Consider the following 13,001-nt stretch of genomic DNA (forward strand, 5'->3'; position numbering starts at 1 on the left):
AACGATGGGGCGACATCAATTGGCGCCGTGTCGAACGGAACGTTCGAGCAATGCAGATTCGAATTGCGAAGGCAACACAGGAAGGGGACTGGCGCCGGGTGAAAGCCCTGCAACGGTCTTTGACCCGCTCGTGGTCCGCCAAGGCATCGGCGGTACGACGAGTGACGGAGAACCAAGGTGCGCGGACAGTAGGTGTTGACCGCGAACAGTGGAACTCGCCTGAAGTCCGATGGGAAGCCATCGGGCGGTTGAAGCGCCGGGGGTATCGGCCCATGCCATTACGGCGGGTCTTTATTCCCAAAGCCAACGGGAAGGAGCGCCCTCTGGGCATTCCGACCATGTTGGATCGAGCCATGCAGGCGTTATACCTGCTGGCGCTGGAACCGGTGTCCGAAGGGACGAGCGATCCGAACTCATATGGGTTCCGGATCAATCGCTCTACCGCGGATGCCATGTCTCAGCTATTTGTCTCGTTATCCAAGAAGGCTTCGGCCCAATGGGTGTTAGAGGCGGATATCAAGGGTTGCTTTGACCATATCAGCCACGACTGGCTAGAGCGCAATGTCCGGATGGACAAAGTGGTCCTGCGGAAATGGCTGAAAGCTGGCGTGGTATTTCAGGGTCAGCTTCAGGCGACCGAAGCCGGAACACCACAGGGGGGCATCATTTCCCCGACTCTGGCAAACGTGGCATTGAACGGGTTGGAACGGCAACTGGTGGAGTTCCTCAGGACAAAGCTAGGTGCAAAAAACTCGCAAAAGCTGAAGGTGAACGTYGTGCGSTAYGCRGACGACTTCGTGATCACCGGCARTACGCCGGAKGTKTTGGAGCACGARGTGAAGCCGTGGGTAGAGSMGTTCCTAGCGGTACGGGGGCTGACGCTATCGACGGAGAAAACGCGGATCGTCCACATTGCCGAAGGCTTCGACTTCCTTGGGTGGAATTTCCGGAAGTACTCGGGAACACTGCTCATCAAGCCAAGCAGAAAGAACGTGCAGACGTTCTACCGCAAGGTGAAGGGGGTCATCAATGCCAACAAGGCGGCGAAGCAGGCGGATCTAATCGCCCTGCTGAATCCGATGCTAAGGGGCTGGGCGCAGTATCACAGCCCAGTGGTTGCGAAGGCGACGTTCACACGTATGGAGCATGCGGTATTTAAGGCTCTATGGCGATGGGCGACACGGCGACACCGAGGAAAGAACGCTGATTGGGTGCGGAAGAAGTACTTCGCCTCGGTCGGGGARCGGAACTGGGTGTTTGGGACCACAGTAACAAACGAGGACGGCAGTAGCTACTGGACGGAGTTGTACCCGCTTGCGGGGACGCCCATCCGGCGGCACAAGAAGATTCGAGGGGATTACAATCCCTTCGATCCAACGCAGGAACGCTACGGCGAGACGTTGCGGCAGGAGCGCATGCAAGCAAGCATGACGCACCAAAAGCAATGGATCAAACTGTATGTGTCCCAGCGAGGCTTGTGCGCGGTGTGTCAGTGCAAGATAACCAAGGAAACAGGATGGGAAGACCATCACATCGAATCCCGCATGCTTGGGGGTTCCGATGCTCTAGGGAATCGAGTACTGCTGCATCCGAACTGCCATATCCAAGTTCACCACCACGGCCAAACTGTTGTGAAACCGGTGTTTAATTAACATTTTGTAGAGGCTTGAGCCGTATGCGGGGAAACTCGCACGTACGGTTCTTAGGGGGGGACAGATCAGCAATGATCTCGTCCCTACCCTACCGAACTTCCTTGCCTGGCAGCGTATCCCCGTGACCGTTCCTGCGTCCGCTCCTTATTTTTCCCGTGTCGTTATAGTCGGGGTCGGCCTGATCGGCGGCTCGCTGGCGCTCGCGCTCAAGCGTGCGGGGGCGGTCGGCACGGTGGTCGGCGTAGGCCGCTCGCAGGCCTCGCTGGAGCGCGCCCTCAAGCTCGGCGTGATCGACGAAGCCGCGACGCTGGAGGAGGCTGCCAAGGGCGCCAACGTCATCGTGCTCTGCGCTCCGGTGGCGCAGACCTTTGCGCTGCTCCATGCACTTGAGCCGCATCTCGAGCCGGCCACCATCGTCACCGACGCCGGCAGCACCAAGTCCGACGTCATCATGGCGGCCAAGACCGCGCTGGGCGACAAGGCGGCGCAGTTCGTGCCCGCCCATCCCATCGCGGGCCGCGAGCTGAACGGCGTGGAAGCCGCGCTGGCCGATCTCTATGCCGGCAAGAAGGTCGTATTGTGCCCGCTGCAGGAAAACGTCCGCATCGACGTGGCTGCCGTGCGCGCCATGTGGGAGACCGCCGGTGCCGATTGCTTTGTGATGTCCGCCGTGCAGCACGATGCCGTGTTTGCCGCGGTCAGCCACCTGCCACACCTGCTGTCCTACGCGCTGGTGGCCCAGGTGGCCAATGCCGAGGACGCGGCGCTGAAGCTCGACTTCGCCGGCGGCGGCTTTCGCGATTTCACCCGTATCGCGGCGTCCTCGCCGGAGATGTGGCGTGATATCTGCGTTGGCAACCGGGAGGCGATGCTGAGCGAGCTGACCACTTACCAGGCGATGCTGGCGCATTTGAAGACGCTGATAGAAAACAGCAACGGCGAGGGGCTGGAGCGCATCTTCCAGCGCGCCAGCCAGGCGCGCCAGCAATGGGGCGCGCAGCGTGCACCCGCTGTCAACGTCGAGCCCTGAACGCTCGCGTCGCGAAGTCATCAGGTCACCAACGGTGCGGCCCGCCCTTCATAAAGAGCGGCCGGCCAACTAGCATGCAAATCATGGAACATCTCACGCTTGGTCCTTTCACTCGCGCCTCGGGCACTGTTCGCCTGCCGGGCTCCAAGAGCATCTCCAACCGTGTGCTGCTACTGGCGGCGCTCGCGGACGGCGAGACCCGCGTCTGCGATTTGCTCGACTCCGATGATACGCGTGTGATGTTGCAGGCGCTGCGTACGCTGGGTGTGGCGTGGCGCCAGGAGGATGGCGCTTGCGTGGTGCGCGGCGTGGGCGGCAACTTCCCGAACAAGGCGGCCGAACTGTTCATGGGCAATGCGGGCACCGCAATTCGCCCGCTGACCGCGGCACTGGCGCTGCAGGGTGGGAGCTACAAGCTGTCGGGCGTGCCCCGTATGCATGAGCGCCCGATCGGCGATCTTGTCGATGGCCTGCGGCAGATTGGCGCTCACGTCGACTACCTTGGTACCGAGGGTTATCCGCCCCTGCAGATATCGCCCGCGCAGATCCGCATCGATGCACCGATCCGCGTGCGCGGCGACGTTTCCAGCCAGTTTCTGACGGCGCTGCTGATGACCCTGCCGCTGGCCGATGCGCCGGGCGACACCATCGAGATCGAGGTCGTCGGGGAGTTGATCTCCAAGCCCTACGTGGAGATCACGCTGAACCTGCTGGCGCGCTTCGGCATCGAAGTCAGGCGCGAAGGCTGGTCGCGTTTCATCCTGCCGGCGCGTTCGGCCTACCGTTCGCCCGGTGAGATCTTCGTGGAAGGCGATGCCTCCTCGGCATCCTACTTCCTGGCAGCCGGCGCTATTGGCGGCGGTCCGTTGCGGGTGGAGGGCGTGGGCATGTCGAGCATCCAGGGCGACGTCAAGTTTGCCGAGGCGCTCAACCGCATGGGCGCCAACGTGATGGCGGGCGCCAACTGGATCGAGGTCCGCGGTACCGAGCGCGACGATGGCCGCCTGCACGGCATCGAGTTGGATTGCAACCATATCCCGGACGCTGCCATGACGCTGGCGGTAGCGGCGTTGTTTGCCGAGGGCACGACCACGCTTACCAATATCGCGAGCTGGCGGGTCAAGGAAACCGACCGCATCAGCGCCATGGCCAAGGAATTGCGCAAGTTAGGTGTCGAGGTGGAGGAGGGGGCGGATTACCTGAAGGTGACGCCACCGGCCCAAACCGCGTGGAAGACGCCGGCCGCTGGCATCGACACCTATGACGATCACCGCATGGCCATGTGCTTTTCGCTGGCTGCCTTCGGCCCGTTGCCGGTGCGCATCAACGATCCTGGCTGCGTGGCCAAGACGTTCCCGGACTACTTCGACGCGTTTGCGGCGGTGGTGCGCTGATCACACTGCCAGCATCGGGCGGGACTCCTCGCCGGGAATGGTGGGCACGCCTTCGTCGCGGCGTTCGCGCCTGTCCCAGTAGCGGTCGAAGAAGTAATGCGCCACAGTATTGACTGCCGGTTCGATGAAGGTCACGGCGCCGCTGACGGCCAGGTTGCCGGTCAGCGCGTAAGTGACGCCAAAGGCAATGCCAACGTGCATGATGCCGAACGACAGGGTCTTAGCCATGGTAGATTGCCTCGCGGAGTTGTCTTGACTGCCCGGAGCGCCTGCCATTTGCAGGGCCGCCCGCCATGGATTGCATGGTAATGATTCTCAATTGATTTAAGAAATCAATATTCTTTTCTGTTTCAATAAATAATGACTATCGTCGACGTCATCACAATCGACGGGCCCACTGCCTCCGGTAAGGGCACCGTAGCGCACAAGGTGGCGGACGCACTCAGCTACCATCTGCTGGATAGCGGTGCGCTGTACCGCCTGGTCGCGCTTGCCAGCGAGCGTGTGGGCATTGACGCACAGGATGTGGAGGGGCTTGCAAAGCTGGCAGGCCGCCTTGATGTCAAGTTCGGCCCCGATCGGGTCTGGCTGAGCGGCGAAGAGGTCAGCCTGGCCATCCGCGCGGAAGCCACCGGCAACCGGGCGTCGGCCATTGCCGTCCACCAGTCGGTTCGCGACGCCCTGACGGCGCTGCAGCGCGGTTTTCGCAAGCTGCCGGGCCTGGTTGCCGACGGCCGCGACATGGGCACGGTGATTTTCCCCGATGCCCGCCTGAAGGTATTCCTGACCRCAAGTGTCGAAGCGCGCGCTCGCAGGCGCTATAAACAATTGATTGATAAGGGAATTTCTGCTAATATCGAAGACCTTTTGCGAGACCTTGAGTCGCGCGACCAGCGGGATCGTACCCGCACGGCCGCGCCGCTGCGTCCCGCACAGGATGCGCACTTGCTCGATACCTCCGACATGACGGTGGATCAGGCGGTGGCGCAGGTGCTGCAGTGGTACGCCGCGCCGGGTTCCTGACCCGCGCATCGTGCCCGCCGCACCGAAGTGCCGGTAGTGCCTGCATGCGCAGACCTGCCGGTGTTGTTCAACCTGACCCCGCTGCCCGGTGCAGACTGAGCGCGATCCTCGCGCCGGCCCGAGTACTGCGGATTGATACTCAAGTTTATGTCCGACCTGCAAACTAACGAATCCTTTGCCGCACTGTTCGAGGAATCCGTCGCCCGCTCCAATATGAAGGCTGGCGAAGTGATTTCCGCTGAAGTCGTGCGCATCGACCACAATTTCGTGGTCGTCAACGCCGGCCTCAAATCGGAAGCCTTTGTGCCGGTGGAGGAGTTCCTGAACGACCAGGGCGAACTCGAAGTGCAGGCCGGCGACTACGTCTCCGTGGCCATCGACGCGCTCGAGAACGGCTATGGCGACACCATCCTGTCCCGCGACAAGGCCAAGCGCCTGGCATCGTGGCTGAACCTCGAGAAGGCGCTGGAAGACGGCGAAATCATCTCGGGCACGGTCACGGGCAAGGTCAAGGGCGGCCTGACCGTCATGGTCAACGGCATCCGTGCGTTCCTGCCGGGCTCGCTGGTCGACGTGCGTCCGATCAAGGACACCACGCCGTACGAAGGCAAGACCCTGGAATTCAAGGTCATCAAGCTGGACCGCAAGCGCAACAACGTGGTGCTGTCGCGCCGYGCCGTKGTSGAAGCSASCMTGGGCGAAGAGCGCSMSAAGCTGATGGAAACCCTGAAGGAAGGCGCCATCGTCAACGGTATCGTCAAGAACATCACGGACTACGGCGCATTCGTGGACCTGGGTGGCATCGATGGCCTGCTGCACATCACCGACCTGGCATGGCGTCGTGTGCGTCACCCGAGCGAAGTGCTGTCGGTTGGCCAGGAAATCACCGCCAAGATCCTCAAGTTCGACCAAGAGAAGAACCGCGTCTCGCTGGGCGTGAAGCAACTGGGCGAAGATCCGTGGGTCGGCATCTCGCGTCGTTACCCGCAAAGCACCCGCCTGTTCGGCAAGGTGACCAACCTGACCGATTACGGCGCATTCGTTGAAATCGAAGCCGGCATCGAAGGCCTGGTCCACGTTTCCGAAATGGACTGGACCAACAAGAACGTGGCTCCGTCGAAGGTTGTCCAGCTGGGCGACGAAGTCGAAGTCATGGTTCTGGATATCGACGAAGACAAGCGTCGTATCAGCCTGGGCATGAAGCAATGCAAGGCCAATCCGTGGGACGATTTCAGCCGTAACCACAAGAAGGGCGACAAGCTGGGCGGCCAGATCAAGTCGATCACCGACTTCGGCGTGTTCATCGGCCTGCCCGGTGGCATCGACGGCCTGGTGCACCTGTCCGACCTGTCCTGGCAAGAAACCGGCGAAGAAGCCGTGCGCAAGTACAAGAAGGGCGACGAAGTGGAAGCCGTGGTTCTGGGCATCGACGTCGACAAGGAACGCATCTCGCTGGGTATCAAGCAGCTGTCGGGCGATCCGTTCAACAACTTCATCTCGGCCAACGACAAGGGTTCCCTGGTCAATGGCACGATCAAGTCGGTTGATGCCAAGGGTGCCGTTGTGCAACTGGCTGACGACGTCGAAGGCTACCTGCGTGCATCCGAAATCTCGGCTGACCGCGTGGAAGATGCCCGCAACGTGCTGAAGGAAGGCGAGCAGATCACCGCCCTGGTGGTGAATGTGGACCGCAAGTCGCGCAACATCAACCTGTCGATCAAGGCCAAGGACAACGTCGAGCAGCAAGAAGCGATGCAAAAGTTCGCCGCTGACACCGGCACGGCTGGCACGACCAACCTGGGCGCGCTGCTGAAGGCCAAGCTCGGCCAGGACAACCAGTAAGCATCGGTTCTTACGCCTGCTAGCGGATGCCCATGACCAAGTCCGAGCTTGTCGAAAAACTGGCTGCCCGGTTCCCGCAGTTGCTGCTGCGGGATGCGGACATCTCGGTGAAGACGATCCTCGATGCGATGTCCGAAGCGCTGGCCGATGGCCACCGCATCGAGATTCGTGGATTCGGCAGTTTTGGCCTGAACCGGCGTCCGCCGCGCGTAGGGCGCAATCCCAAGTCCGGCGAAAGAGTGCTGGTGCCCGAGAAACGGGTGCCGCACTTCAAGGCGGGCAAGGAGTTGCGTGAACGAGTTGATCGCAGCCCGGCGCTGCCGCAGGCCGTTGGCGGCGGCGGTACGGGGGCCAGCACCATCGGCAGTCACGGTGGCAATGGCAGTGGCGGTGCCAACGGCAATGGCCATGGTGCCGCGGCTGGCGCGTCTCATCCGAGCGCGCCTGCCCAGGCGAAGCCGGCCGTTGTTGCCGGTAGCGCCTTGCATGACGATGGCGGGCTGAAACTGGCCCGTTCCTGAATCGCTGTGTTTGACTCGTGATGTGACTGGATAGTCGAAAAAGCGCCCCTGTTCGGGGCGCTTTTTCATTATTGCAGCATGCTTGCGGCATACAAGCCGTTACCGTTAGTACGAGGCGATTCCGCTACAATGCCGGGAATCCACCGAGGGGCGTCGCCCGCCGGCGTTCGCATCACCGGAGTCCGAACCATCCCATCTTCCGCATGAAGCCCGCATGAAACTTGTCGCCTGGATCATCCGTATCGTCCTGTTCGCGCTGCTGTTCGTGCTGGCGCTGCGCAATACCGCCGATGCTTCCCTGCAACTCTTCTTCGATGCCGTCTGGCGAGCGCCGCTGATCCTGATCCTGCTGGCCGCTTTCGGGCTGGGTATTGTCGCTGCGCTGGCGGCGGTAGCGCCCGCGCTGATGCGCCAGCGCATGGAAGCGAACCGGCTGCGGCGCGCGCTCGGCGAGGCGCGCAGCCAGGCCGCGGAAGGTGCCCGCGAACCACAGGCGGGCTCCGGCATCCCTTACAACGTAGTTGGCCCGAAAGTTTGACCAATGATTTTTGAAACCTGGTGGCTGCTCGCGCTGCCGCTCATTTTCGGCCTCGGCTGGATGGCTGCGCGCTTTGATGCGCGGCAGCTCATGAGCGAACAGGGCGCGCTGCCGCGCTCCTATTTCAAGGGCCTGAACTTCCTGCTCAATGAGCAGCCCGATCAAGCCATCGACGCGTTTATCGAGGTGGCGCGGCTGGACCCCGAGACCACCGAACTGCACTTCGCGCTCGGCGCACTGTTCCGCCGGCGCGGCGAAACCGAACGCGCCATTCGCGTGCACCAGAACCTCGCCAGCCGCGAGGATCTCCCCGACGCCGAGCGCGAGCACGCACTCTTTGAGCTGGGCCAGGACTTCCTGCGCGCCGGCCTGCTTGACCGTGCCGAGGAATCGCTGCGGCGGCTGATGTCGGGCCCCTATGCGGCGCCGGCCAAGCATGTGCTGCTCGAACTCTACGAAGTCGAGAAGGAGTGGAAGAAGGCCATCGAGGCGGCACGCGAACTTCAGCCGCTGGAGCAAAAGGACTACAGTTTGCAGATCGCGCAATTCTGCTGCGAACTGGCGCAGGATGCCCTGCAGCGCAAGCAGTCCGAGGACGCGATCGGCTGGTTGGAGCAGGCAGTCAAGGAAAATCCCGCCAATGTGCGCGCGCCGATGCTGCTGGGCGACGTGGCCATGGCGGCAGGCGACGCACAGGGCGCGCTTGGCCACTGGCTCGGTATCGAGCGGCAGGATGCCGCCTACCTGCCGCTGGTGGCGGACCGCGTCGTCAAGGCTTATCGCCAGCTCGGCGATAACGGGCGGGCGATGGAATGGCTGCGCGGCTTGCTCAAGACCAATCTGGCGGCCGAGTTGCTGGATATTGCGTATCGCGCCGAACTCGAACTGCATGGCGCGCATGCCGCGGCTGTCTTGATGCGCGAGCAACTGCGCCGGCAGCCGTCGCTGCAAGCGTTGACCAAGTATTTCGAGGCGCAGGCCGCCGAGGTCGCCGCCGTGGGCGAGGCCAACGGCGTGGCAGAAGCGGGCACCGCCGTGGCGCAGGCGCTTCAGGCGACCGCCCACGATATCGAACAGGAGCAGGAGGTGTCGGCGATTCGCGACCTGCTGCAGAATCGCACGCGTAACCTGGCGCGCTATACCTGCCGCGAATGCGGCTTCCGCGCGCGATTGTTCTATTGGCAGTGCCCCGGCTGCAACCGCTGGGAAACATACGCGCCGCGCCGTAGCGAGGCACTCGGCTGACGCTGTTGCGTCGCACGCCAATCCCTATCTGGAGTACAAGCTATGAAAGTCACCATTATCGGCAGCGGCTACGTCGGTCTAGTGACCGGGGCCTGTCTGGCCGAACTGGGCAACGATGTGTTTTGCCTGGACGTCGATGAACGCAAGATCGCGCTGCTCAATGCGGGTGGCGTACCGATCTACGAGCCGGGCCTCAAGGAACTGATCCAACGCAATCGCGAGGCCGGGCGGCTGACGTTCTCCACCGATGTGGCGGCCAGCGTGGAGCATGCCGACGTGCAGTTCATCGCGGTCGGCACGCCGCCCGACGAGGACGGCTCCGCCGATCTGCAATATGTGCTGGCGGCTGCCCGCAATATCGGCCGGCATATGACGGGCTTCAAGGTGGTGGTGGACAAATCGACGGTGCCGGTCGGCACCGGCGACCGTGTCACCGAAGCCATTCGTGCCGAACTGGGCGCGCGCGGCCTGGAGGACCTGCAGTTCTCGGTGGTGTCGAATCCCGAGTTCCTGAAGGAAGGCGCCGCGGTGGAGGATTTCATGCGCCCCGACCGCATCGTGCTGGGTTGCGATGCCGACGTGGCGGGCCGCCATGCCAAGGCGATCATGCGCCAGTTGTACGCACCGTTTAACCGCAACCACGAGCGCACCTTCTATATGGATGTGCGCTCGGCCGAGTTCACCAAGTACGCGGCCAACTCGATGCTGGCCACCCGGATCTCGTTCATGAACGAGCTGGCSAACCTGGCKGACGAGGTCGGTGCGGACATCGAACTGGTTCGCATGGGCATCGGTTCCGATCCGCGCATCGGCTATTGTTTCCTGTACGCCGGCGCCGGTTACGGCGGCTCTTGTTTTCCCAAGGACGTGCAGGCACTGATGCGCACCGCCAGCGCGCATGGCAAGCCCATGCGGGTGCTCGAAGCGGTGGAAGCGGTCAACGATGCGCAAAAGCAGGTGCTGGCCGACAAGGTCGTGCGGCGCTTCGGCGAGGATCTCGCAGGCCGCACCTTTGCGATCTGGGGGCTGGCCTTCAAGCCCAATACCGACGATATGCGCGAAGCGCCGTCGCGGGTGCTGGCGCGTGCGCTGATTTCGCGCGGTGCCGCGTTGCGCGTGCACGATCCCATTTCGATGGCCGAGGCCCGGCGCGCGCTGGAAATCGATCTCGCCGATATCGAAGGCGGCTTTGYGCGCGTGCATTTCAGCGATGCGCAGATGGATACGCTCGATGGCGCCGATGCGCTGGTGATCGTCACCGAGTGGAAGGTGTTCCGCAGCCCGGATTTCAACCAGATCAAGCGCCGCCTGAAGGCACCCGTCATCTTCGACGGACGCAATCTGTACGAGCCCGAGGCCATGCAGGAATCGGGCATCGAATATCATGCGATCGGGCGGCCGACCACGACGCKCTGAACCGCAACCCAACGGGAACGACAAGCCAACGCCCCGGGTGACGGACCGGGCAGTGTTGCCAAGGATGTCCATGAGCAAGAACCATATTCCGCAGCAACAGATCAATCAATCGCGCATCCTGGTGGCGGGCGACATGATGCTCGACCGCTATTGGTTCGGCGATGTCGAGCGCATCTCGCCGGAGGCGCCGGTKCCGKTCGTGCAGGTAAAGCGTAGCGACGAGCGCCTTGGCGGCGCCGCCAACGTGGCGCGCAATGCCGCCGCGCTGGGCGCTCAGGTCGGCATGCTGGGCGTGGTCGGCGACGACGAACCCGGCCGTACCCTGGAGGCGCTCCTGAATGCCAGCCACGTGCAGCCCTACCTGCTGCGCGACGCCAGCGTCAACACCACCATCAAGCTGCGCGTGATGGCRCACCAGCAGCAGTTGCTGCGGGTCGATTTCGAGAACGTCCCGGCGCACGAAGTGCTGGCTTCCGTACTGGATAGCTTCCAGGCCTTGGTCAAGGAGTACAAGGTACTGGTGCTCTCCGACTACGGCAAGGGCGGACTGGCCCACGTGGGCCGCATGGTCGAGACGGGCCGCGCAGCGGGTTGCATGGTGCTCGTCGATCCCAAGGGCGACGACTATTCGCGCTATCGCGGCGCCACGCTGATCACCCCCAACCGCGCCGAAATGCGTCATGTGGTGGGTGCCTGGAAAACCGAGTCCGATCTCACTATCCGGGCCCAGAACCTGCGGCGGGAGTTGCATCTCGAGGCGTTGCTGCTGACCCGTTCGGAAGAGGGCATGACGCTCTATACCGAAGCGGAGGTATTGCACGTTTCGGCGCAGGCGCGCGAAGTCTATGACGTGTCCGGTGCCGGCGATACCGTGATCGCCACGCTGGCGACCATGCTGGGGGCGGGCGTGCCACTCAAGGAAGCCGTGCAGCACGCCAATCGCGCCGGCAGCATCGTGGTGGGCAAGCTGGGCACCGCGGTTGTCACCTATCCTGAATTGTTCGGCACGCCGGCGTAATGTCCGCGCTGTCTTCTGGCTCGATTGAGCCCACACGACCATGACCATCATCGTTACCGGCGCTGCCGGCTTTATCGGCAGCAACCTCGTCAAGGGCCTGAACGAGCGCGGCGAAGACAACGTCGTCGCCGTCGACAATCTGACGCGTGCCGACAAGTTCCACAATCTCGTCGACTGCGAGATCCGTGACTACCTGGACAAAGGCGAGTTTCTCGAACGCTTCACATGCGGCGAGTTCGGCAAGGTGCGCGCGGTCTTCCATGAAGGTGCCTGCTCGGACACCATGGAGACGGATGGCCGCTACATGATGGAGAACAACTTCCGCTACACCAAGGGGCTGATGGATGCCTGCCTGGAGCAGGGCACGCAATTCCTCTACGCATCGTCGGCCGCGACCTACGGTGCCTCGCAGGTGTTCAAGGAAGAACGCGAATATGAGAAGCCGCTGAACGTCTACGGCTACTCCAAGTTCCTGTTCGACCAGGTGGTGCGCCGCACGTTGCCGACCGCGCTGTCGCAGATCGTGGGTTTTCGCTACTTCAACGTCTATGGCCCGCGCGAAGCGCACAAGGGGCGCATGGCGTCGGTGGCGTTCCACAATTTCAACCAGTTCCGTGCCGATGGCACCGTGAAGCTGTTCGGCGAGTATGGCGGCTACGTACCGGGTGGCCACACCCGCGATTTCATCTCGGTGGAGGACGTGGTCAAGGTCAACCTGTTCTTCCTGGATCACCCGGACAAGTCGGGCATCTTCAATCTTGGCACCGGGCGTGCGCAACCTTTCAACGATATCGCCGCGACCGTGGTCAACACGCTGCGCGAAGCCGATGGCCGTCCCCACCTGACGCTCGACGAGATGGTGCAGGAGGGCCTGGTGGAATACATCAAGTTCCCCGATGCGTTGCGCGGCAAGTATCAGTGCTACACGCAATCCGATGTCTCGCGCCTGCGTGGCGCCGGGTACAAGGAGCCGTTCTACACAGTGGAAGAAGGCGTGTCGCGCTATTGCCGCTGGCTGCTTCAGAACAAGGCCTGAGATCGCAAAGTGCGCGGTCCGCTTTGCCGCCCTTGACGGAAACACCTCGGTAGCGTTGAGGTGAACTTTTGTTGCAGGGCGCGCCAAGGCGGCCTGCCGCTCCTATCCTCCGTGTTGCCTCGTCCGGACCGGGCGAGGCAACCTTCATAAACGGATAGGAGAATCTCCCATGTTCAAGCAAACTCTGACGGCTTCAAAACAGGTATTGCTGGCGGCTGCCGTATGGTTTTCGCTGTCGGGCGCCGCGCTCGCGGCGGTCGATGTGAACACCGCCGATGAAGCCGCA

General features: G+C 62.6%; 12 protein-coding genes. 11 read left to right on the forward strand and 1 reads right to left on the reverse strand.

The genetic code is table 11. The annotated features are described in order from the left end of the window. The 3 genes from ltrA to aroA form a co-directional block, all read left to right on the forward strand. Positions 1-1,652 (forward strand): group II intron reverse transcriptase/maturase (gene ltrA, locus AC1DKD_RS31150; protein WP_477144116.1); only part of this gene is annotated, 1,652 nt, incomplete at its 5' end. Positions 1,653-1,773: 121 nt separating this feature from the next. Beyond that, the gene (locus tag AC1DKD_RS31155; RefSeq protein WP_441631155.1) at positions 1,774-2,682 is read left to right on the forward strand and encodes a prephenate dehydrogenase; all 909 of its coding nucleotides are present in this window, start codon (positions 1,774-1,776) and stop codon (positions 2,680-2,682) included. Between the two features lie 83 nt (positions 2,683-2,765). Beyond that, positions 2,766-4,076: a 3-phosphoshikimate 1-carboxyvinyltransferase gene (gene aroA / locus AC1DKD_RS31160; protein ID WP_441631200.1), complete on the forward strand. Its 1,311-nt coding sequence runs from the start codon at positions 2,766-2,768 to the stop codon at positions 4,074-4,076. Here aroA and AC1DKD_RS31165 read toward each other — a convergent pair whose 3' ends face one another. Continuing rightward, positions 4,077-4,304 carry a DUF2061 domain-containing protein gene (locus AC1DKD_RS31165; protein ID WP_441631153.1) on the reverse strand — a complete coding sequence of 76 codons (228 nt, stop codon included), beginning with the start codon at positions 4,302-4,304 and terminating at the stop codon, positions 4,077-4,079. A 132-nt stretch (positions 4,305-4,436) separates the two neighbouring features. Here AC1DKD_RS31165 and cmk point away from each other — a divergent pair, with 132 nt between their 5' ends. From cmk to rfaD, 8 genes are all read left to right on the forward strand, one after another. Beyond that, the gene (cmk, locus tag AC1DKD_RS31170; protein WP_477144117.1) at positions 4,437-5,099 is read left to right on the forward strand and encodes a (d)CMP kinase; all 663 of its coding nucleotides are present in this window, start codon (positions 4,437-4,439) and stop codon (positions 5,097-5,099) included. A 147-nt stretch (positions 5,100-5,246) separates the two neighbouring features. Continuing rightward, positions 5,247-6,941, forward strand: coding sequence for a 30S ribosomal protein S1 (gene rpsA, locus AC1DKD_RS31175; RefSeq protein ID WP_477144118.1), 1,695 nt, complete (start codon positions 5,247-5,249; stop codon positions 6,939-6,941). A gap of 32 nt (positions 6,942-6,973) precedes the next feature. Next, positions 6,974-7,462 (forward strand): integration host factor subunit beta, encoded by a 489-nt coding sequence (locus AC1DKD_RS31180; protein ID WP_441631149.1) that lies wholly within the window; start codon positions 6,974-6,976, stop codon positions 7,460-7,462. A gap of 214 nt (positions 7,463-7,676) precedes the next feature. Beyond that, positions 7,677-8,000, forward strand: a complete 324-nt coding sequence (locus AC1DKD_RS31185; RefSeq protein ID WP_035858787.1) for a lipopolysaccharide assembly protein LapA domain-containing protein — start codon at positions 7,677-7,679, stop codon at positions 7,998-8,000. A 3-nt stretch (positions 8,001-8,003) separates the two neighbouring features. Continuing rightward, the gene (lapB, locus tag AC1DKD_RS31190; protein ID WP_441631146.1) at positions 8,004-9,245 is read left to right on the forward strand and encodes a lipopolysaccharide assembly protein LapB; all 1,242 of its coding nucleotides are present in this window, start codon (positions 8,004-8,006) and stop codon (positions 9,243-9,245) included. A gap of 42 nt (positions 9,246-9,287) precedes the next feature. After that, the gene (locus AC1DKD_RS31195; protein ID WP_477144119.1) at positions 9,288-10,661 is read left to right on the forward strand and encodes a UDP-glucose dehydrogenase family protein; all 1,374 of its coding nucleotides are present in this window, start codon (positions 9,288-9,290) and stop codon (positions 10,659-10,661) included. Between the two features lie 70 nt (positions 10,662-10,731). Beyond that, positions 10,732-11,679, forward strand: a complete 948-nt coding sequence (gene rfaE1 / locus AC1DKD_RS31200; protein ID WP_477144120.1) for a D-glycero-beta-D-manno-heptose-7-phosphate kinase — start codon at positions 10,732-10,734, stop codon at positions 11,677-11,679. A gap of 40 nt (positions 11,680-11,719) precedes the next feature. Further along, positions 11,720-12,715 (forward strand): ADP-glyceromanno-heptose 6-epimerase, encoded by a 996-nt coding sequence (rfaD, locus tag AC1DKD_RS31205; RefSeq protein WP_441631140.1) that lies wholly within the window; start codon positions 11,720-11,722, stop codon positions 12,713-12,715. Positions 12,716-13,001: the final 286 nt, after the last annotated feature.

This window comes from Cupriavidus sp. 05T313 (assembly GCF_056396665.1).